Genomic DNA, 20,032 nt, shown 5'->3' with positions numbered 1-20,032 from the left:
CAGCCGGAAAGTTTAGTTATACGCTTAGTTATACCGCCCCATATAACTACAAAAGCGTATAACTACGATGGCTCGTATAACTACCCCACTGACCAATACCGAGATCAAAGCCGCCAAACCTGCCGAGAAGGAATATACGCTACAGGACGGAGATGGGTTGTATCTGCTGGTGAAACCGAGCGGTTCTAAAATCTGGCGTTTTAACTATTATCGTCCCGATACAAAGAAACGTGCATTAATCAGTTTTGGTTCATTCCCTGCGGTTTCTTTGGCCGAAGCACGACAACGGCGTGAAGCGGCAAAGGCGCTGATAAGTAAAGGTATCGACCCACAATTCTACCAGCAACAGCAGCGCGAACAAGAGCAAGCCATCAACCTAAACACGTTCGCCAAAGTCTCCGCTGATTGGTACGAATTAAAAAAGTCTCAACCGCTAGCCGAGAACACCATTAAAGATATCTGGCGTTCGCTGGAAAAATACGTGTTCCCGTTCATCGGAACCCTACCGATCACCCAGCTTACCGCTCGTCACTTCATCACCGCATTAGAACCGATACAGGCCAGCGGTAAACTAGAAACCGTCAAACGGGTAAGCCAGCGAATCAACGAGGTGATGGATTATGCGGTTAACTCCGGGCTGATTCCCGCTAACCCTGCCGCCAAGATCCGCAAAGCCTTTCAGACGCCGGTGAAAACCCATATGCCGACCATTCGGCCAGAGGCATTACCTGGCTTGATGAAAACGCTATCGGTCGCCAGCATTGAGTTACAGACCCGCTTATTGATTGAATGGCAGCTACTCACCGTTACCCGCCCTGCCGAAGCCGCTGAAACCCGCTGGAGCGAGATAAACCTTACAGATAATACCTGGACGATCCCCGCTGGCCGCATGAAGATGCGTCGTGATCACATTATTCCCCTGCCCCCGCAGGCATTAGCCATTCTGGACGCCATGAAGCCCATCAGCGGACACCGAGAATACCTGTTTCCATCCAGTAAAGATCCGAAGCAGCCTATGAACAGCCAAACAGCTAACGCCGCATTGCGCCGTATGGGTTACAAAGGTGTATTGGTATCTCACGGCCTACGCGCCATATTCAGTACCGCCGCCAATGAAGAAGGGTTCCCGCCAGATGTGATCGAAGCCGCCCTCGCCCACGTAGACACCAACGAGGTACGCCGCGCCTATAACCGCTCTACCTACCTGGAACAACGCAAGATATTGATGTGCTGGTGGGGCGAATTTGTAGAAACAGCCGCAACAGGAAAAGTGATGGCATCGGAAGGAGCCAGAGGATTACGCATCGCCAATAGTTAATACTGTATTTATATACAGTTATTTATTGATTCCTGTTAGTTGCCCTCCTAAAATGCACTTATCCGGTGTAAACCGAAAGAAACCCACACCGTTAACCAGCCCCTTTACATCGGGGCTGTGCTATTTGATATACCAGCCGAGGGACTATGCTGAAAATACCTAAACACATGAGGGGAATGATCGAGGTCACTGCACATCAGGTGGCAAGCGTTATGGCTGGTGACAGCGGCGATAATACTTCTATTACTTATTGTACCGATGACTACCTGCCTGACTCCGTTCCCCATTACCAAGAATCTGAAATAGAAAGTTATCTGCAAACCATCTTTCAAGCAGTAAGATTCGGTATCATTAAACCTATCCGAGCTTCTTATACCAGCGCGTGGGGGGACACGACCAATGTCTGGACAACGCAGATTGATGTAGACACTATCGATCGCAATACACAGATCCACGATGCCACATTTCTTGCCGCTGATATCTGGCCGTGGGCTAATCAATTACTTTCCGATGATTCACCCTGGTATGGCTTTTCCGATCCCAAAAAAGACACGCCATTACCAGAAAATTGGGGCGAATTCGCTAACCGTGATACCGCGTTGCTTCTTATCGCTGGTTTATCGAAGGCGCTTGAAGGTAAAAGCGGCGGTGTTTATAAATGGGGTAACAAACTAAACCAGAAAAAACTCGCAGAAGATGCAGCGCTGGCAGTGGGTACGGTGCTTGGTGAGAACACGCCGGATAAAACAGAGTCTTTCCGTAAGTTAATTGCGGAAGCACTGGCGACTATCCCCGTTAGCTAACGCCCTTATTTGCATCAGTGACAGAATAACGGCCATGTTAGACGGTGGCCGTTACCAAACTCGCATAATGCTTTACCTCATTTGATTTTCTCTCTTACCAACTCTCTTTATTGCCTACCACCCTTTAGCCCACAAAACCGTTTAACTATCTGCACTGACCGGGCAACACCGGTTTCATTGGAGATAAACACGTATGAACCTGTTAGACAGAAAAATCCTGTTAAAGAAAGAAGTGAAAGCCATTCTGCGCGTTAGCTCGGACAGCAGCTTTCAGGAAATGATCAATGCCGGAGAATTTCCCAAAGGGTTTCGGGTTGGCTTACGGCGCGTAGGCTGGTTCGAGGATGAAGTTAGCGACTGGTTAAGGCAACGTATTGCCGAGCGTGACCAGCAAACCGAAACCGCATAAGCCGACACATCCATTTTTATTGCCGCGATAGCGGCATATCGGAATCAAAAAATATGATGTTCCAAAAATCTGGCACTGGCCGGAACGGGCATTATTACGCCCAAAATCAGGTAACAGCCCTATTCATGCACAATAGAAAGTCTATTTTTATTACTCATAAAAATGCGCAACGCTTGGCAAAACCAATACAAAACGTATTGACGCTGGCGGGGCATCTGGCTTATCGTTTCGCCGTTGCCGCAAAATCGGCGACCAGGTTTGACAGCCTGAATGTACAAGCGGACGACCGCTTTAGTTTCATGCGGTTTTTTTACGTCCGTAAACCATGTTATGCCCAAATTATGGTGGGGCGTAATGGGGGAGCCTTCGGGCTCGCCGGTTTCTTGTACGCCGGTCTGTCAACCCTGTTACGTCTCACCACCCCGATTGACAGCGGTGTGGTGAGGTTTTCAAACCCGTACAAGAGGCCACCGCTATGGTTGCTACCCCTACCCCGTCTCACCCTCATTTCACCTTTCTCTTTCTGGCGGTCTACCGCACAACGCCGCACGAAAAACCGCACCGTAAAGCCATTGTTGCCCCAAATGAGCGATCCGCTCGTCAGTATTTTGAGCCTGATTTTATTCTGTTCTTTGCTGCTCGTATTCCCGTGCAGGAGGTGCGCCATGTTTGATAACACACCGCTGGAACAGGAAGAACTGATCGATCAGTGTCGTGCATTGGCTTATGCCATCGTGGAGTTAAGGGAACCACAGGCAAAAGAGATCCTGATGTTCATTCTTGCCGAACGGCTTGATGCGCTCCACCGAGCGCAGGAGGACGAAGCCGCATGAGCAACACGTTTATTCAGGACGTGCGGGCAAAAGCCAACGGCCATTGGGAAGGGATTTTGCAGCGATTAGGCATCCCGACCAATCGACAGGAAAGTGAATGCCCCAACTGTGGCGGGAATACCCGCTACCGTTTTGACGATAAAGAAGGTCGTGGCACTTATTTTTGTTCTCACTGCGGTGCAGGAACCGGGCTGGATCTGGTGATGAAAGTGAATAAGTGTGGTGCAAGACAAGCAGCGGAACAGGTCGCCGAGGTGCTGTCGCTTCCGTTGCCCGTCATTACCCCCGCCAGTGAGAAGCCTGATAATCGCACGATTACCGAACGGGTGAATTCGCTGGTGGCGAAATCGGTATCCGGTCAATCTAACTATCTACTGAATAAGGGGCTGCAACGCCCCTCACTACTCTTAGATGATGATTCCCTGTTGCTGGTGCTGCAAAACATGGACGGAACCACCACTGGCGCACAGCTTATCAAACCTAATGGTGAGAAAAAGCTGATTGCCGGTAGCCGCAAGAAAGGCGCATTCATTCCCGTTAGTACCCTACCCGAACACACAGACACGGTGATCATTGCCGAAGGATACGCCACGGCGCTTACGACATCGTTACTGATGCAAGGTGTCGCTATCAGCGCGTTAGACAGCGGGAATCTGATTCACGTTGCGCGGTCTTGTCGTACAGTCTGGCCGGACACCAAAATTATCCTGGCTGCGGACAATGACAACAAACCTGATGGTAGTAACACCGGAAAAATCGCGGCTGAAAAAGCGGCACTAGCGGTAAACGGTTGGGTGACACTCCCGCCGACAACTGAAAAAGCTGACTGGAATGATTACTACCAGCAGCATGGCGCGGCGGTATCGATATCGGCTTTTGCTGCTTCACTTTATCAGCCAGGACAAAAACAGCAGCCATCTTCCGCTTCCCCCTTAAAACCTTACGCAGATATTCGTCATGGTGGGCTGTATTGGGTAGAGCCGAAGACTGACCATGACAGCGGCGACATTATCGCGCGTGAAAGCTGGCTGTCTGATCCTATTACGGTAGCGGGTATCGGATCGGATGAATCAGAGCGTTATCTGGTTTTAAGCTGGACGCCAAGCGGTGAGAGCCAATCCCGCACCGAAGCCATTCCAATGCGAGATATTGGCGAACGTGAAGGCTGGGCGCGATTACGTGCGGGTGGGCTGGCAGTCACGGCCAAAGGCGGGTTACGGGCAATACTGGCCGATCACTTGTGTCGCAGTCATGCGGGTTGCCGCTGGGCAATCGCCAGCGCCACCAGCTGGCAACATGGGGCATACCTGATGCCGGATGGTTCCGTTATCGGTACACCAAGTATTCCCGTCTTGTTCAACGGTAAATCAGGTGCAGCCAGAGGTTATGCCACCAGCGGAACGGCGCAAAGCTGGCGTGAAAACGTCGCAGCACTGGCACAGGGTAATCCCTCCATGATGCTGGGGATCGCCTGCGCCTTTGCCGCACCGCTTATCGGGCTGGTAAACGCGGACGGGTTCGGCGTCCACCTGTTTGGCGGTTCCTCTGCGGGCAAAACCACCACCGGCAATATCGCCTCTTCCGTCTATGGCGATCCTAACGCGCTTAAACTAACGTGGTATTCCACCGCGTTGGGGCTGGTGAACGAAGCCGCCGCCCATAATGACGGCTTTATGCCGTTGGATGAAATCGGGCAAGGCAGCAATCGTAAAGCCGTGGCCGATGCCGCCTATGCGCTGTTTAACGGCGTGGGTAAGATTCAGGGAGCCAGAGAAGGCGGCAACCGAGAGCTAAAACGCTGGCGGGCAATGGCGTTCAGTACCGGCGAGATCGATCTTGAAAGCTATATCCGCGCTGACGGGGGGCGGGTGAATGCCGGTCAATTGGTGCGCTTGCTGAACGTCCCAATCACCAAAGCAACGGTATTTCATGGCTATCAGGACGGCAAAGCCCATGCCGACGCAATCCGGGATGCCAGCAACGCCCATTATGGCGCAGTCGGTCGAGCGTGGATCGCCTACCTTACCAGCCAGAAAGAAAATGCGCTGGCAACCTACCGTGAAACAGAGCGGCGCTGGTTATCACTCTTACCCGATGATGCCAGCGAACAAGTGCGGCGTGTGGCGTCACGTTTTGCCGTACTGGAAGCGGCTTTGTTGCTCTCTGCCTCTTTTACTGGCTGGACGGCGCAAAAATGCCACGATGCGCTACAACACAGCTTCTATGCCTGGGTAAATGAATTTGGCATGGGCAACCGTGAAGCCAAAGCCTGGGTAGAACAGGCCGACGCCTTTTTGCACCAGTTTGGCTACAGCCGCTATTTACCCCATCCCAATCCAGATCCACGCGATTTACCGATCAAGGATCTGGCAGGGGATCGGGTGAAAAAACCGGGAGCCGATACGCTGGTGTTTCACACCTTCCCCGCTGTGTTCAATAACGAAATTGCCGCTGGTGCCAATGCCGCCGCGTTTGCGCAGGTGCTGGCCGATGCCGGAATGCTGGATAAACCCGCCAAAGGCATTACACGTAAATCACTGCGCATTGACGGCAAGCAGCCGCGCTTTGTAGTGCTCATGACGCTCGACGACGAGGAAGAGTAAATCACGCGTAAGGTAAAATAAGGTCGGTTCGGTAGGTTCAGTCGGTTCATTATTTTAATACTTTGATTTATGGTTATTTTTATTTGAATAGTGAACCGACCCTGAACCGACTTTAGCCATTTTGAACCGACCTAATCAAACCCCCCCTTTTCTGGCTGGCTTGGTGAACCGACTTTCACACCGCGTGAACCTACCCATAGGTCGGTTCAATTCTGAAAATAATTACCCTATCTATCAATCAGTTGACTACGTGAACCGACTGAACCGACCGAACCGACCCACTTTTGCTTATCTATAAGAATTTGCGCACACAAAAATCATGATGGGTTAAACCATTACCAGCAAGAAAGTGCGCAAAACGACACATAGCGGGTACGGAAAAATGCGCAATATAGTACGCAGTTTTGCGCATTGCTGTGCGAACTGCGTACCACGCTACAATCCGCACCACACCTCATTTTATTCAATTTGAAATCAATTTTTTGGTCGGTACGCATGTATAGAAATGCTAAGGTTTTTTGCGCAGTCGGCGCGGCGGGGAACGGTATGGGGAACGTGCTTAAAATGGTAGATTGGGGTGTATTTTCTATATATGCCCAATTATCAGAATCTGCTCGGCATTTCAGTATGCCAGTCATAACTTGTTTTGACGGCCACTCATATGCCAGCGTAGACGTTGCTAAAAATCAGGTAATTCATTAACGCTAGGTTCACACATTTAATTACTCTCTATACTCGTCATATTTCAAGTTGTACGTATGCTGACTGCGTTCTGTCACCCGGATACTTACCAGAGAATGCTCATCAGGATTCCCTCACTTACCACCGTCCTAAAAATAAAACTATTTAGAGCATACAATTATGAATTGTTTTTAAGCACGGCATTTGTTGGTATTTCATCCAAAAATTTAGGTAGTGCTCTGTTAAAATCAGTTTTTTCTAATCCGAAAAGAGAAAAGTAATAAATTGCTCTAAGTAGGGTTTCAGAGCATAATTCTATAATACAAAAAGTAAATCTTTCATCAAGCGATGACCCATGAACAATTTTTGAACGAGCATCATAAAGCTGCCTGGCTTTTTCCTTTATATCATCATTAAGCCCAGTATGAGTAATATTTAGATGAGTAACTCTACGCTTAAAGGTTTCCGTAATATCACCAGCATCATCATCACGAAAATTTATTAATGCCTCCATCGAACTAACTAGTTTTTGTATTTGCTGATAAAAAATATACTCGGTAACAGCGTCCCCATACCATAATAAAGCACGTTCCAATCTATCTACAACTCTTTCACTAGAAAAGTTGGGAATTAACAATAACTCTACAATATGTAATGAAATACTTATAAGACTGCCATTTATACTATGATTTTTATGAAACTCTTCCCAAAAAAGTTTAGAGTCGAATTGAAAAACTGGAAAGTTTCGGGTTATTGCATTATTTATATCCTCTCTATTTTTTCCATATCGATAAAAATGGAATGGGTGTGTAACTCTATCGGTGGAAGTGAGCAGAGGGATTGCTCTTGGCGATAAACGTGTAGCTAAAAGTTTTAGAATATTGTAAGTAGCATCCCTTGCCTTTTCAGCTTGTTGTAATGAAAGTTTCTCACTACATTTTGTTTTCACATAAACTTCAATATAATAGTTGCAATCAAATGTTCTTGTTTCGTTAAACAGAGTTAACTCTTGCTCTGTTATGTCCATCGGATCTATTGGTACCAATAGAATACTATCACTTAGTTTTAGTTCACCATCTAAATTAAAAATGCTAATTGGGAATTGATATACGTAAGATGAAAATCCTTTTTTAAAATCTGATACTCTACAGGATACTATATTTTTTAGAATTTCAATCTGAATATTGTAATTATTTCCGTTTTGCATGGCACTATCAAAGAAACTTTCCAGATTATTATTGACGTATTCGTATGTTATCGCTTCTATTAATGGATGTAACTCATAGGGCAAACAGTTCAAGTTACAACATCTTCGAATAATTACTGCCAACTCTCTAATTAAAGATAATGACTGTTCTGTATTATGTAACTGGTAAACACAAAGTTCATGATTTTTCAGTTTATTCAACATTTCCTCGCGTAAATTACAAGGGGGATCGATAATTGTAAATATTAGATTGGCCTTGCTCACCTCCTGAAAGAAGGCATTATGATCATCTATCCATAATTTGTATGCGCGTGCTAGCTCCATAAGCAGCTTTTCAAACTTTTTCTCTCCATCTATTGATAGATTAATCAATTTAATTTTCTCTCAGTTAGTTGTTGACTGAAGTCCCTAGAGGGAATAGGAAAAGCATGAATCTACAAAAATCGAACACTATAAATTGATGTCAGCATTCCTCATATTTCATATCTTACAAAAAAGGGTTAAGTTTAGTCAAAATACATCTATGACCATCTCATCATAGGGAAGGAGGCAAGTGGCTACCATTGAGTAGCCACTTGCCTCCTTCCCTCTTGACAACTACAATGTATACAAAACACACAATGTAGTGAGGTAACAATATGGGCGTCATGTCCGTTCGCTTAAATGATGAAACAACTGCGCAGCTTGATGCGCTGGCTAAAGCTACAGGACGTACCCGCTCTTTTCTGGCTGGACAAGCTATTGAAGACTATCTTGCGCGGGAAGCATGGCAGATAGCAGAGATCGAGCAAGCCATTAAAGAAGCCGATGCAGGCGATTTTGTCTCATCAGATGAGATGAACAATCTATTTAAAAAGCTAGGAACGGCAAGACATGGAAATTAAATGGCTGCGTAAAGCTGCGGCCAATTTGGAAGCCGAATACCTCTATATCGCGCAAGACGATCCACAGGCTGCCAGCCAGTTCGTAGATGAAGTCCGAAGATTAACGGAATTACTACCGCAACAGCCAGCAATGGGAAGGCCAGGCCGTGTGCCAGGAACGCGTGAGCTGGTATTAACGCACTATCCCTACATCATCCCCTACCGCGTGAAAGATAATATGATCCAGATTCTGCGCGTCTTTCATACGCACAGACGTTTACCGTCAAAATGGTGACAACCTTTAACGAACGTACATCCACAGACTAACCGCCATGCAACCATGAAAAACGACAAAAAACACACCCAACAATCAAGATCGTCTGGCTGGGGCGGGAAACGTATCGGCGCGGGCGCTCCAATTGGTAACACCAATGCGGTGAAACATGGGGAACGCAGCCGCCAGGCATTCTTTCCTTTGGCGGGTGATAATGGGCGATTTACGCCGTTGCAATTGCTACGTGTAAGAAACCTACTCCTTGCTGAACGTGTTGGCGAGTTGATGCACAGATCGCTTTCTTTGGGTACAGCCGAGTGGCGTGAGTTTATGTTGCTAGATGGGATTTTATGGCAACACACCCGAAAAATGATGGTGTTGGAGCGTCGTAAAGCAAAATTAAATTTACAGCACAGATAGCGCTAAAAATCAGAGTATCAAACGAAACTCTACAGTCATGCGCAGGCTATTTCTCATGATGACTTTTCGTTTTAGTTATACGTTTAGTTATATGATAAAAAATAGAATCACAATCAAATCAACATAAACAATCAGTTAACCTATAAATTCAACTTCTCTCGTGCGGTTGGTTTTTTTTCGTCTGGATTTCACTGGGGGAATTATGGTGGAATTACGGGGGAATAACCCGTCATAAAATCAAGGATGAGAAAATGGAAACGATCACCTATAACGGAACGACGATCTGCGTACTCGGCGACATGCTGACAGCCCTACCCACGCACTTGGATATTGCCGCTCAGGTTGTCGATGACGTGAATGATGATGAGATTTTGTAATGATGCGGAAGAAATTTTTTACATAATTACAAATGAAGTATTTAAAATAAACCATGTGTAAAGATTAAAGATTTATCAGCTACTACTCGTATAAGTTTGTGTTAAACCACTCTTCCTGCATCATCTTCTATTGCATTAAAATAATACCCCAGATTCCACACCTCTTCATACACAGGCGTTTTACCGCCAGATAGTGAATGATAAAACCTACCCGAAGTTATCAAGAATATATATTTCCTTCCCCAAAAAAACACCCCAGATAGCCAAATCAATAACACAACATTGCCCAAAACAAATTGAAAATATCAGTGCAATTGCGAGGTTTGTGCTGGCCCTTCATCGCTGTAACACGTTCACCGATCAGGAAAATCCACCTCGACTAAATACTAAAAAGAATTTAAATGAAGCTCCGAGGGTTTGCGAGATCATTATCCAACGTGAATCGATCGTCAGTGCTATTAGACGCTGCCTATTGTCGGTTCGATTACACGTGCCGTTTACGTGCTAGCGCAATGTCCATCAATGCTGCGGCGGGCTAATTATCAACGTGCTGGTATACGTAAAATGGAATGGACTCATTCCCCATAATCGTGATTTTTATATTAAGAGGAAGTGAAATGAAAAAATATGCAATTGCATTAATGTGCCTATTCTCAGCTTCAGCCTTTGCTGAAACCTATAAAGGCTATCCCGATATTCCGGGTACCGCGGTGGGTTTTGCCACAGAAATCGTGAGCTATACGCCTGGTCCTAATGTATCTTCAAGTTATAAAGTGCCTGAAAGAATACTGGGTGAGCCTAACCGCTATAGCGCGAATGAAAATATACTTTCCCTCGGTGCAGCAGGTAGTGTTGTGGTTCGTTTTACCCCGTACGCGATTAAAAAGAGCGGTACTGCGGAGGCGGATGTCTATGTCTATGAAGCAGGAACCTATGAGTCATGGGATGCCTACGTATCCAATGACGGCAGTGAATGGATTAAAGCTACACCGGTGTTTCAGGCCATTAACCCGGCATCCGCCCAGACGACAACCAATCGTGGTTCTGTCATCGGATATGACATTGACGTGATTGATTCCGAGTCTGATTCATTTACCTATCTAAAAATCGTCGACACCAGCCTGTCAAAATATGCCGATTCACCGGGTGCCGACATCGACGCGATTGTTTTGACGAGTGCAAAAGCGCTGGGAACAGAAGTATTTATTGATACCGACTCTCGTAACGGAAAAGTCTATAACCTGTATCAGAACGACATCACTGGCGCTGTCGGTGTAAAAATCATCAGCAAAGACAATACCGTCTTGTCTATTCCTTTCTCTACCGATGATTCGCTAAAAGCCATCGCGCTATCGTTGCAAGGTGATTTCAATTGCGATGATGAAAAGGATATTAATGTTTTAGCAACACGTAAATCTGACGGAGTCCAGTTAAACATCATCAAGCAGCAGAATGGTACAGCCATTAAAACTATCGATAACTCAGTGATTAAATGATGCATTACAACAGGCATTCATTGAGTGCCTGTGATAATGCCAGATAACTTCAACCATACCAGCGATATACCATAGTGTAATATTCTCACAGCGTATTCACAGTAACGATGCAGGCTGCTCCGATATTTTTTTATTTTTAAGCTAACCCTGATGAACAGACTTAATTCGCTGCTTCAACAGACTGCCATATTTCAATTTCCCATTTGCCATTGCTTCCGTCGCACAAATAGCTTTCATAACAGATATCACCTGCCGGGCGGTATCCCTGTGCATTAATGGCTTTATAAAAGTCATCCCAGGCTTTCGCAAAATCACCATTCTCTACAATAGTGTGCGTCACAGCATAAAGTCCACCGGGAATGACTTCCCTACGTATTCCCACATCTTCTGGCAACGTTGACGGCATCTCTTTGCACGTAATCGCTACATCGGCCCGTAATTCATCCGGTTCTACTTTGCTGGGATCATCCCAGTAGAACGCCAAAGATTTATCGATGGAGAGATGGTGCTCCCTTGCCCACGATAATATTTCATCAAATCCCTGCGGTATTTTTTCGTAATAGGGACCCACGACCCGAAGGCTCAGCACTTCCATCGATTCTGCAAGTTCAATTCTGATAGACACGTTCGTACACTCCTGATTCGTATAGACAATAACCCAACACACCCATTAACCACATTGAGTGTAGTGTTATATATCAACAACGACAACAGGTTTAAAAGCGAGTCACTTCCGTATCGAGCAACGACTTGAGCGTTTCTGTACAAACGGTTTTGGCTTCGACGAACGCGAATCCAGATAGGATGAGTTAATTATGGTCGAGGGCTAATCTCCCTACTCCGGATTAGCCCCTCACCATCAATCCACAACAAACAGCTTAGCGCCCGTCTCGGTGTAGGAGCGATGAGCTTCTGCGTTATCCGCAACCTGATAACTCATTCCGGGTTTAAGAACAAAAACACGCCCATCGTCCAGTTCCGTATGAAGTTCGCCCTCAAGACACAGCAGAATATGTCCCTTTGAGCACCAGTGATCGGCCAGGTAACCAGGCGTGTACTCAACAATACGCACCCGAATATTATCAAAACGCTGTGTTCGCCAGTAGGCGATTCCTGTCTCCCCGTGATGCTCGGTGGGTTCTATTTGCGACCAGTCGGTCGTACCAAACGGAATGTTCTTCATGTCCATATTGCTGCCCCTATTTTTTGATGGTTAACACTCCGCTTACTATCCCGGCAGGTCATCCCGGCCAATCAGCGTTTGGCGTCACGGTTCCACGGCATTTTCATTAACAGCCTTGCCATACCGCAAAAACCGGTTACCCCAGCAAACAGCAACCCAACCCCTACAAAACCAGAAAGCAGGAAGAAAGCGCTGCTTACGCTGTAACCCAGTAATACACCACTCAGAATAAGTGCACCAGCGGCGATTTGAACCTGCCGCATGAGTTCAATCGGCTGCTTACGATTCACCTCTGTCGGAAACCCCGCCTTTTTCCATGCGGCCATTCCCCCTTCCAGAAGAAAAACCGTTGCGGGTGACGCCGCCTGTGCCAGCAAGCCAGCATTCTGTTCCGAACGCATGCCGGATAAGCAGTGGAAAATCACCGTTTGGCCTTCCCTGCCATCATCGGGGAGAACATATCCGGCAGAGGAATTCAGCGGCTGTAACCTCGCTTGTGCGATGTGCTCGCGGGCGTACTCTTCCGGCTGGCGAATATCAATCAGTATCGCCCCTTCATCTAACAATTTGCGGGCCTGAGCAGGTGAGATAGCAAGTGGTATTGGCATGATCGTGATCCTCTTTTGAGCCGCGGAAACCCGTCATAATGCAACTGTTCAGCGTAGCGCTAAGTCGGTAAGTCGGTAAGTCGGTAAGTCGGTAAGTCGGTAAGTCGGTAAGTCGGTAAGTCGGTAAGTCGGTAAGTCGGTAAGTCGGTAAGTCGGTAAGTCGGTAAGTCGGTAAGGAAGGTGATATCGCTGATGGTATGCGTGCCACCATTAATTTAGATAAATCTAATTAAGTAAAATCTAAATTAAATGGTGGGCGCGTGCAACAACTTTCCATGCGAGGAAAGCAATCCAGGCTGGACATCGATTTGGCGGCTGATACTCTGTAAACAGGAACGCTATTTTAAAAAACAGCCATACTGCCGCGAGCGTACAAAATGGTTCAGACACGGTATGGGTAAGTCACTGTATCAATTACGTATCGTGCAAGAATAATGCTATTTGCGAGCCACCTTAATGGCTCTGTTTACCGCACCGACTGGGAAACTTGAGATCGATCCAAGACCGTTTCATGAAAAAATTAAAAGATACAGACTGGTATAAAAAGCGTTACTCCAACCGTGTTCTCTTCTGGAGAGAAATCTCACCGCTCGCCTTCCCTATCTTTATTGAAGGCCTTTGCGTCGTGTTGATGGGGGTTTTCAGCACCTTCCTGGTCAGTTGGCTGGGGAAAGAAGCGATGGCGGCCGTCGGTCTGGCTGATAGCTTCAATATGGTCATCATCGCCTTCTTTACCGCCGTCGCGTTGGGGACCGCCGTTGTTGTGGCTTTCAGCATAGGACAACGCAATAGAAAGCAGGCGCGTTCTGCTGCTCGCCAGTCGATGTCATTACTGGTTCTGTCATCGTTTCTGTTAGTCGCGTTAGTTGAATTCGCCGGTTCAGCGATTATCGATCTGATCGCCGGACAGGCCGACGCACAGGTTAAAGCACTCGCTCTCACGTTCCTTCGCTGGACAGTATGGGGATACCCTGCTGTTGCCATCGCGCTGGTAGGCTGTGGCGCATTGCGGGGCGCCGGCAATACCAAGTTACCCATGGTCATCAACATTGGGATGAACATCCTCAATATTGCCATCAGCAGCCTGCTGATTTACGGTGCCTTTTCCTGGAATGGCCTCGGTTTTATTGGTGCTGGTATCGGGATTACCATTTCACGTTATATCGGTGCGGTATTCGTGATTCTGACGCTGATGCACGGTTTTAACGGTGCGCTGCGTATTCCCTTCAAGTCTTACTTTGCACCTTTTACCCTGTCGATCCTCTATGAAGTGCTCAGTATCGGTATTCCCGCCAGCATAGAATCCGTGATGTTTAACATCGGCAAGCTGATCACGCAGCGCTTTGTGGCGGGTATGGGAACCGAAGTCATCGCCGGAAACTTTATTGCTTTCTCCATCTCAACGCTGATCAACCTTCCCGGCAATTCGCTCGGCGCAGCCGCTACCATTATTGTGGGCACACGGCTGGGGAAAGGCCAAATCATGCAATCGACCCGCCAATTGAAGTATATCTTCTGGCTGTCCAATATTGGGCTGTGCGCACTCGCCGTATTATCGGTCCCAAGTGCCAGCTTTTTGGCATCGTTTTACACCAATGAGCCGGAAGTTATCGAAGTGGCAAAACATCTCTTGTGGCTCAACGCGCTATTTATGCCAATCTGGGGAGCGGCCTGGGTGCTCCCTGCCGGCCTGAAAGGGGCGAAAGACGCCAGCTACACCATGTGGGTGGCAATGGCAGGCATGTGGGGATGTCGGGTCATCGCAGGCTATATCCTCGGTGTGATGCTTGGTTTTGGCGTGATTGGCGTGTGGATGGGAATGTTCTTTGACTGGATTGTCCGCGGCTTCTTCTATTACCGCCGCTTGATGAGCGGACGCTGGCTATGGCGCTATCGCTCCCCCACGGACAAAGCATAGCGAGCGGGTTTCCGCTCGCTGACAACACAACAAACGGCTTAGCGACTCGGGCTTTTCACTGGAGCAAAACGCGTCGCCATGAGGATCAATACAACCACACCAACGGTCATAATCATCCAGGCCTGTTCCAGCCCTGCGGTATGCTGGCGTATAAAACCCGCCAGCAAAGGCATCAGGCTGGCGAGGATGTAGCCGCCGCCTTGCACAAAGCCCATCAGTGAACCGGTCTTATGCGATTCCGTCACCTGATCCAACGCTACAATCAACGACAGCGGGAATAGCGCGCCAATACCAATCCCCAGCATAATAATAATCGGATACGTGAACGTCAGCGGCACCACGATCAGTCCAATCATCCCCACCAGCATCACGATCAGAATAGGAAGTAGCAGTTTGCGCCGATCAGGGAAGTGGTTGATGAACGTGGACACCAGCAAACCGGAAATCACCTCCGTCAGCGTTAATCCCCCCAACATCAGGCCACTTTGCGTCGCATCCAATCCCAGTTGAATGTAATACGGTGGCAGCCATGCCAGCACCAGCGTATACGCGCCCGTACCAATACCAAAGAACACCATCAGCAGCCAGTCCATTCCGCTTCGGCGCGTTGCTACAACAGCCGCCGTGTCCTGCTTCGCGGTATACGCTTTAGGGACACACCGCCAGGCCACCGTGGCAACCAGCGCGACAATCCCCCAACAGGCCAGCGCGCTTTGCCAACCCCACACATTTGCCAGCGGGGAAACGGATGAAGCCGCAAACGCTGCACCGGTCATAATCGCCGTGGTGTAAAAGCCCATCAGGAGACTGCTATGGCGGCCAAAATGGAGCTTGATAAACGACGGCACCAGCGCCTGAATCAAGGCAATCCCGATCCCGGCAAGTGCGGCGCTAACCAGCAGAGCAATGCCGCTATTCAGCCACCAACGGGCGCCACACGCCAGGGCAATCACCACAATACCCAGCGTGATTCCCCGATATTCTCCAAGGCGAGCCTGCAACTGGCCGCCATATAACGCACACCACCCCATAGCGAACACGGGGAGCGTAGTTAACATACCCGCCATACTGTCATCCAGGCCCGTTGCTGCCTGAATCTGATTCAGCAACGGACCAATCCCTGCCAGTACAGGGCGTAAATTCAATCCCAATAGGATAATCGTGAAGAAAAGAAAAGCCCGCGTGCGGGCCGTTGATATCACTACCATGTATAACCTCAATAGCTTGAGCAAATCATTGCTGCCTGATGGTCAATATCTTCACATAAAGAACCTTAACGTCAAGATAAAATATGATGACAGACCGATACACATGCTTTTGCTTAACCGTGGCAAGAACACCTGAATAGCGACCGGCGGGAAAGTGACTGGCTAAAAGACTGGCGAAACTCGTCACGGGTTTGACAAACAGTCATAGAAAAACGTCGCTTACGACGTCCCACAGAGTGGCGGGCAGGAAATTCGCCATAAAAAAATCCGCTCTGAAAAGAGCGGATTCTTCCGACACATCTAACAACCAACGCTGAGGGTAGATAACCCCTACAGGGTTAGATTAGAAACGGTAACCTACGCCAACAGCCCAGGCACCAACGTCAACACTGCGGATACGGCTTTGTTCGTAACCTACATCCAGAGCAACGTCCTGAATTGGGTTGAACTGAACACCAGCACCGTAGGTGAAGCCATAATCGTCATTGCTGCTGTTGTTCTGGCCGTTGGTAGCGTTGTTAGTTACTTTACCGTGGCTGAAACCAACAACACCGTACAGGCTTGCCCAGTCATTCAGACGGTAAGCTGGACCAGCAGTGAAGCCCATGTACTGGCCTTTGCTGTAGTCGCTGCCATCGCTACCATTTTTTTCCAGGTAGGTGAAAGAGCTAATAACGCCCAGTGGGTTATTATCTTGCTCATAACGATATTTCAGGTTAAAACCTTTAACTTTATTTTGTACGCCCTGAGCATCACCTTGAGCATAACCTGCAGTTACAGTACTTTGACCAGCAAATGCAGAACCTGCGCCAACGGCTAATACACAAGCCAGAGCGGAAAGACACGCGATTTTTTTCATATTTACAGCCTCAAATTCATTTTATGAAAGACTAACTAACGCCTTAAATATAACAAAGAAGTTCGAAGCTTGCCGCCCTATAAATATTTATCAATTGGCCTTTAGATGTAACAAATATTGTCAAAACCAACCTATCGCACTAATTACATTGGCTTTTTTATTGTGACAGTTAGATTAAAAATAAATTCACCACAAGGCAGTAAAACAGATAATTCCTAATTTCCCGCTCAGTTTGTATGCTAACTGAATTGAACAAAAATAAAGCAGTTAAATGATGCGTAAATAAAGGTCAATAAAAGTCAATTCATACCAGACAAATTGTTTACAATTGGATATAATAGCAACGGAACGTTATACCTGCTTTAAGGCCAAAAGAATGACCTTATTTTCCCACCGCTCCTCATCGTTTGTACCGGTCTTGCTCATCATAATTTCAATGCTTTCTATCCAAAGCGGCGCGGCTTTGGCCAAGAGTCTGTTTCCACTCATTGGCGCTACCGGCGTAACGGCATTGCGCCTGGGAATTGGTACGATCATTCTGTGCGTCATCTTCAAACCGTGGCGAATGCGCTTTAGCAGTAACCGCCTGCCGCTGCTGGTATATGGCATCACGCTGGGCGGGATGAACTTTCTGTTCTATCTCTCACTGCAGACGGTGCCGCTCGGCATTGCTGTTGCACTCGAGTTCACCGGCCCGCTTGCCGTTGCTATGTTAGCTTCACGCAGGCCTATCGATTTTCTATGGGTTTTTCTGGCCGTTGCCGGGCTATGGTTCTTATTACCGCTGGGTCACAATATCGGCAATGTTGATTTGGTGGGCGCGGCTTGCGCCGTGGGTGCGGGTGCCTGTTGGGCGCTCTATATTCTGTTTGGGCAAAAAGCAGGCACAAATCATGGACCGGGAACGGTCGCAATCGGCTCCTGCATTGCCGCACTGATTTTCTGCCCTATTGGCGCATATTATGCGGAAAGCACGCTGTTTTCGCTATCAATACTCCCGCTCGGTATTGCCGTCGCGGTTCTGTCCACCGCGCTCCCCTACTCTCTGGAAATGGTGGCATTGACTCGTCTACCCGCCAGAACGTTCAGCACCCTCATGAGCATGGAACCCGCGATTGCCGCCCTATCAGGAATCCTCTTCCTCGGTGAGCACCTATCATTCATACAGTGGATGGCGCTTATCTTTATTATCATCGCCTCAATAGGCGCAACGTTGACAATAAAACCCGCAGGTGCGGCCAATGTGACAACTCAAACAGAATGAAGGCGTATTTCCTCGGGAAAATGTTGCAGAAAAGTTTCACATTCGCGAGGAGAACGCAGCGTAATAAAGTGAATATGCTGATAACGCGGGTCGGCTAAATCCGCTAAATACCGCTTCCGGTTTCTTGAATAGGTTTTTATTGTCCAAAGGATAATTGATTTTCGGCTAAAGAAACTACGGAGAAAAGATTCTTTGTTTCCCGTGCCAATCCAGAGTTCCTCTTTGTGCCATGCCCGAGCGCAGGCACGCCGAATCGCCTGAAAAAGCGTACGGGTAAAACCGTAATCAACCCAAACCACAACATCAACATTGCGCCATTTGATATCACGCGTGCGATTATAGTTACCATCCAGCACCCAACTTTCAGGCTCCAGTGCGCTTTCAAGCCGTTGAAAAAAATCGGCATCTGTCCGCTCCTGCCAGTCCTTCAGCCAGAACAACGCATCCATTTCAATGTACGGAATAGCCAACTTTTCAGACAAGCGGCGAGCAAGTGTCGATTTACCACTTCCACTGGTGCCAATAATGTTCACTCTCATTCTGCACGACTCCCTTTACTGGCATGCAATATTCTTCAGAAGGAAAACAACGCTGCAATCTTATTTGTATAAAGATAGCTGTCAAATAATAACTATTTTCATCTAAGCGATGATGATATTTATCAAAATATGAGATTATGTTTCAGGGAGTAATTAAAATATTGCAATAACATTGCTACCTGCCACATTATTGATATCAGATAAATCCTGACTACAAATACCCACAATATCGTTATGCTAAAGCTATTCATTTGATAGGTGATTCTTTTCAATATTAATTTTTATCACTGCTATAATTAATCACGTTGAACAGTAAGACTATGAATAATTAAAGAGAGGATAACTATTATGTCTACCGCCAAACTCGTGAAATCAGCCCCGTCCGCACTGCTTTACACTCGCAATGATTTGGATGATAGCGTTAAGACCTCGACGATCGCGCTGTTAAACCAACTGGTTGTTGATTTCATCGACCTGTCATTGATTACCAAACAGGCGCACTGGAATATGCGCGGTGCAAACTTCATCGCCGTTCACGAAATGCTGGATGGCTTCCGCACCTCGATTATTGACCATCAGGACACCATCGCCGAGCGCGTGGTGCAGATAGGCGGTGTCGCACTGGGTACCGTACAAATTGTGGGTAAACAAACCTCGCTGAAAAGCTATCCAACCAACATCCATAGTGTTCAGGATCATCTGAAGGCGCTGGCAGAACGTTATGCGATTGTCGCCAACAACGTACGTAAGGCAATTGGTAAAACGGAAGATGAGGCCTCTGCAGACATTCTGACCGCCGCATCACGCGATCTGGATCAGTTCCTGTGGTTCATTGAATCAAATATTGAATAATCGGCATTATCATTCCGAGAACGCTTTCAAGGCTGCTTAGGCAGCCTTTTTACTGCCGCTTTCCCCCGCTAGCCCCCTCTTTACGGGTAAAACCCGCACAAACCACGCATTTTATCCGTTAATACGCTCAAAAAATTAGCTTTTGCCTCCATTAATTGGCCATAACGCTAATCAACGGTTGTTTCCCTCGTATAAATCAGTTAATCATAGCAGCGCCTTGCCTGAGCGAATCGGAGGTGAAAATTTCACCGCTGGCAGGGCAATAAATAAAAGCAACAGGTTAAGCACAACGCAGGGTAACTGACTCAGGTTTCACT

General features: G+C 47.4%; 21 protein-coding genes. 14 read left to right on the top strand and 7 right to left on the bottom strand.

What is annotated here, in order from left to right; translation table 11 throughout:
- Window positions 1–67: 67 nt before the first annotated feature.
- The 6 genes from I2D83_RS09010 (at window position 68) to I2D83_RS08985 (ending at window position 5,966) form a co-directional block, all read left to right on the top strand.
- The gene (locus I2D83_RS09010; RefSeq protein WP_205947963.1) at window positions 68–1,318 is read left to right on the top strand and encodes an integrase domain-containing protein; all 1,251 of its coding nucleotides are present in this window, start codon (window positions 68–70) and stop codon (window positions 1,316–1,318) included.
- A gap of 146 nt (window positions 1,319–1,464) precedes the next feature.
- Window positions 1,465–2,121, top strand: a complete 657-nt coding sequence (locus I2D83_RS09005) for a hypothetical protein (RefSeq protein WP_100068807.1) — start codon at window positions 1,465–1,467, stop codon at window positions 2,119–2,121.
- 193 nt (window positions 2,122–2,314) lie between these two features.
- Complete coding sequence (locus I2D83_RS09000) at window positions 2,315–2,530, top strand: helix-turn-helix transcriptional regulator (protein WP_010286533.1); 216 nt, start codon at window positions 2,315–2,317, stop codon at window positions 2,528–2,530.
- Between the two features lie 475 nt (window positions 2,531–3,005).
- Window positions 3,006–3,203 (top strand): host cell division inhibitor Icd-like protein, encoded by a 198-nt coding sequence (locus tag I2D83_RS08995; RefSeq protein ID WP_205947962.1) that lies wholly within the window; start codon window positions 3,006–3,008, stop codon window positions 3,201–3,203.
- On the top strand, window positions 3,196–3,363 hold the full coding sequence (locus I2D83_RS08990; RefSeq protein ID WP_010286537.1) for a hypothetical protein: 168 nt from the start codon (window positions 3,196–3,198) through the stop codon (window positions 3,361–3,363). Before I2D83_RS08995 ends, I2D83_RS08990 begins: the two co-directional genes overlap by 8 nt.
- On the top strand, window positions 3,360–5,966 hold the full coding sequence (locus tag I2D83_RS08985) for a TOPRIM and DUF927 domain-containing protein (RefSeq protein WP_205947961.1): 2,607 nt from the start codon (window positions 3,360–3,362) through the stop codon (window positions 5,964–5,966). Before I2D83_RS08990 ends, I2D83_RS08985 begins: the two co-directional genes overlap by 4 nt.
- 859 nt (window positions 5,967–6,825) lie before the next feature.
- Here I2D83_RS08985 and I2D83_RS08980 read toward each other — a convergent pair.
- Window positions 6,826–8,226 carry a HEPN domain-containing protein gene (locus I2D83_RS08980; protein ID WP_241007294.1) on the bottom strand — a complete coding sequence of 467 codons (1,401 nt, stop codon included), beginning with the start codon at window positions 8,224–8,226 and terminating at the stop codon, window positions 6,826–6,828.
- Between the two features lie 266 nt (window positions 8,227–8,492).
- On the opposite strand from I2D83_RS08980, the gene relB reads away from it, so the two are divergent.
- The 5 genes from relB (at window position 8,493) to I2D83_RS08960 (ending at window position 11,284) form a co-directional block, all read left to right on the top strand.
- Window positions 8,493–8,738 (top strand): type II toxin-antitoxin system RelB family antitoxin, encoded by a 246-nt coding sequence (gene relB / locus I2D83_RS08975; RefSeq protein ID WP_010286544.1) that lies wholly within the window; start codon window positions 8,493–8,495, stop codon window positions 8,736–8,738.
- Window positions 8,728–9,012 (top strand): type II toxin-antitoxin system RelE/ParE family toxin, encoded by a 285-nt coding sequence (locus tag I2D83_RS08970; RefSeq protein ID WP_010286547.1) that lies wholly within the window; start codon window positions 8,728–8,730, stop codon window positions 9,010–9,012. Before relB ends, I2D83_RS08970 begins: the two co-directional genes overlap by 11 nt.
- A gap of 45 nt (window positions 9,013–9,057) precedes the next feature.
- Window positions 9,058–9,411, top strand: coding sequence for a hypothetical protein (locus tag I2D83_RS08965; RefSeq protein ID WP_205947960.1), 354 nt, complete (start codon window positions 9,058–9,060; stop codon window positions 9,409–9,411).
- A gap of 251 nt (window positions 9,412–9,662) precedes the next feature.
- On the top strand, window positions 9,663–9,788 hold the full coding sequence (locus tag I2D83_RS22485; protein WP_256541974.1) for a hypothetical protein: 126 nt from the start codon (window positions 9,663–9,665) through the stop codon (window positions 9,786–9,788).
- Window positions 9,789–10,405: 617 nt separating this feature from the next.
- On the top strand, window positions 10,406–11,284 hold the full coding sequence (locus tag I2D83_RS08960) for a hypothetical protein (protein ID WP_015839856.1): 879 nt from the start codon (window positions 10,406–10,408) through the stop codon (window positions 11,282–11,284).
- A 160-nt stretch (window positions 11,285–11,444) separates the two neighbouring features.
- Here I2D83_RS08960 and I2D83_RS08955 read toward each other — a convergent pair whose 3' ends face one another.
- From I2D83_RS08955 to I2D83_RS08945, 3 genes are all read right to left on the bottom strand, one after another.
- Complete coding sequence (locus I2D83_RS08955) at window positions 11,445–11,909, bottom strand: GyrI-like domain-containing protein (RefSeq protein WP_205947959.1); 465 nt, start codon at window positions 11,907–11,909, stop codon at window positions 11,445–11,447.
- A 234-nt stretch (window positions 11,910–12,143) separates the two neighbouring features.
- Window positions 12,144–12,473, bottom strand: coding sequence for a DHCW motif cupin fold protein (locus I2D83_RS08950; RefSeq protein WP_181847683.1), 330 nt, complete (start codon window positions 12,471–12,473; stop codon window positions 12,144–12,146).
- Between the two features lie 65 nt (window positions 12,474–12,538).
- The gene (locus tag I2D83_RS08945; RefSeq protein ID WP_205947958.1) at window positions 12,539–13,075 is read right to left on the bottom strand and encodes a rhodanese family protein; all 537 of its coding nucleotides are present in this window, start codon (window positions 13,073–13,075) and stop codon (window positions 12,539–12,541) included.
- Between the two features lie 511 nt (window positions 13,076–13,586).
- Between I2D83_RS08945 and I2D83_RS08940 the strand changes: the two genes are divergently transcribed.
- Entirely contained in the window at window positions 13,587–14,993 is a 1,407-nt protein-coding gene (locus I2D83_RS08940; RefSeq protein WP_043881744.1) for an EmmdR/YeeO family multidrug/toxin efflux MATE transporter, read from the top strand.
- A gap of 38 nt (window positions 14,994–15,031) precedes the next feature.
- Here the strand turns inward: I2D83_RS08940 and I2D83_RS08935 are convergent, their stop codons facing one another.
- Together I2D83_RS08935 and ompX are read right to left on the bottom strand one after the other, a co-directional pair.
- Window positions 15,032–16,201, bottom strand: coding sequence for an MFS transporter (locus I2D83_RS08935; protein ID WP_205947957.1), 1,170 nt, complete (start codon window positions 16,199–16,201; stop codon window positions 15,032–15,034).
- A 343-nt stretch (window positions 16,202–16,544) separates the two neighbouring features.
- Window positions 16,545–17,060: an outer membrane protein OmpX gene (ompX, locus tag I2D83_RS08930; RefSeq protein ID WP_015839851.1), complete on the bottom strand. Its 516-nt coding sequence runs from the start codon at window positions 17,058–17,060 to the stop codon at window positions 16,545–16,547.
- Between the two features lie 376 nt (window positions 17,061–17,436).
- Here ompX and rhtA point away from each other — a divergent pair, with 376 nt between their 5' ends.
- A complete protein-coding gene (gene rhtA, locus I2D83_RS08925; protein WP_180777034.1) occupies window positions 17,437–18,324 on the top strand; it encodes a threonine/homoserine exporter RhtA in 888 nt (295 codons plus the stop codon).
- Here rhtA and I2D83_RS08920 read toward each other — a convergent pair.
- On the bottom strand, window positions 18,312–18,863 hold the full coding sequence (locus I2D83_RS08920) for a P-loop NTPase family protein (protein ID WP_205947956.1): 552 nt from the start codon (window positions 18,861–18,863) through the stop codon (window positions 18,312–18,314). The genes rhtA and I2D83_RS08920 overlap by 13 nt on opposite strands.
- Before the next feature lie 348 nt (window positions 18,864–19,211).
- Between I2D83_RS08920 and dps the strand changes: the two genes are divergently transcribed.
- The gene (gene dps / locus I2D83_RS08915; RefSeq protein ID WP_015839848.1) at window positions 19,212–19,715 is read left to right on the top strand and encodes a DNA starvation/stationary phase protection protein Dps; all 504 of its coding nucleotides are present in this window, start codon (window positions 19,212–19,214) and stop codon (window positions 19,713–19,715) included.
- Window positions 19,716–20,032 lie beyond the last annotated feature (317 nt).

It is taken from the genome of Pectobacterium aroidearum, from assembly GCF_015689195.1.
Lineage (GTDB): Bacteria > Pseudomonadota > Gammaproteobacteria > Enterobacterales > Enterobacteriaceae > Pectobacterium > Pectobacterium aroidearum.
Note: the sequence above shows the minus strand (reverse complement) of the source record. Positions and strands in the feature narration are given on the sequence as shown.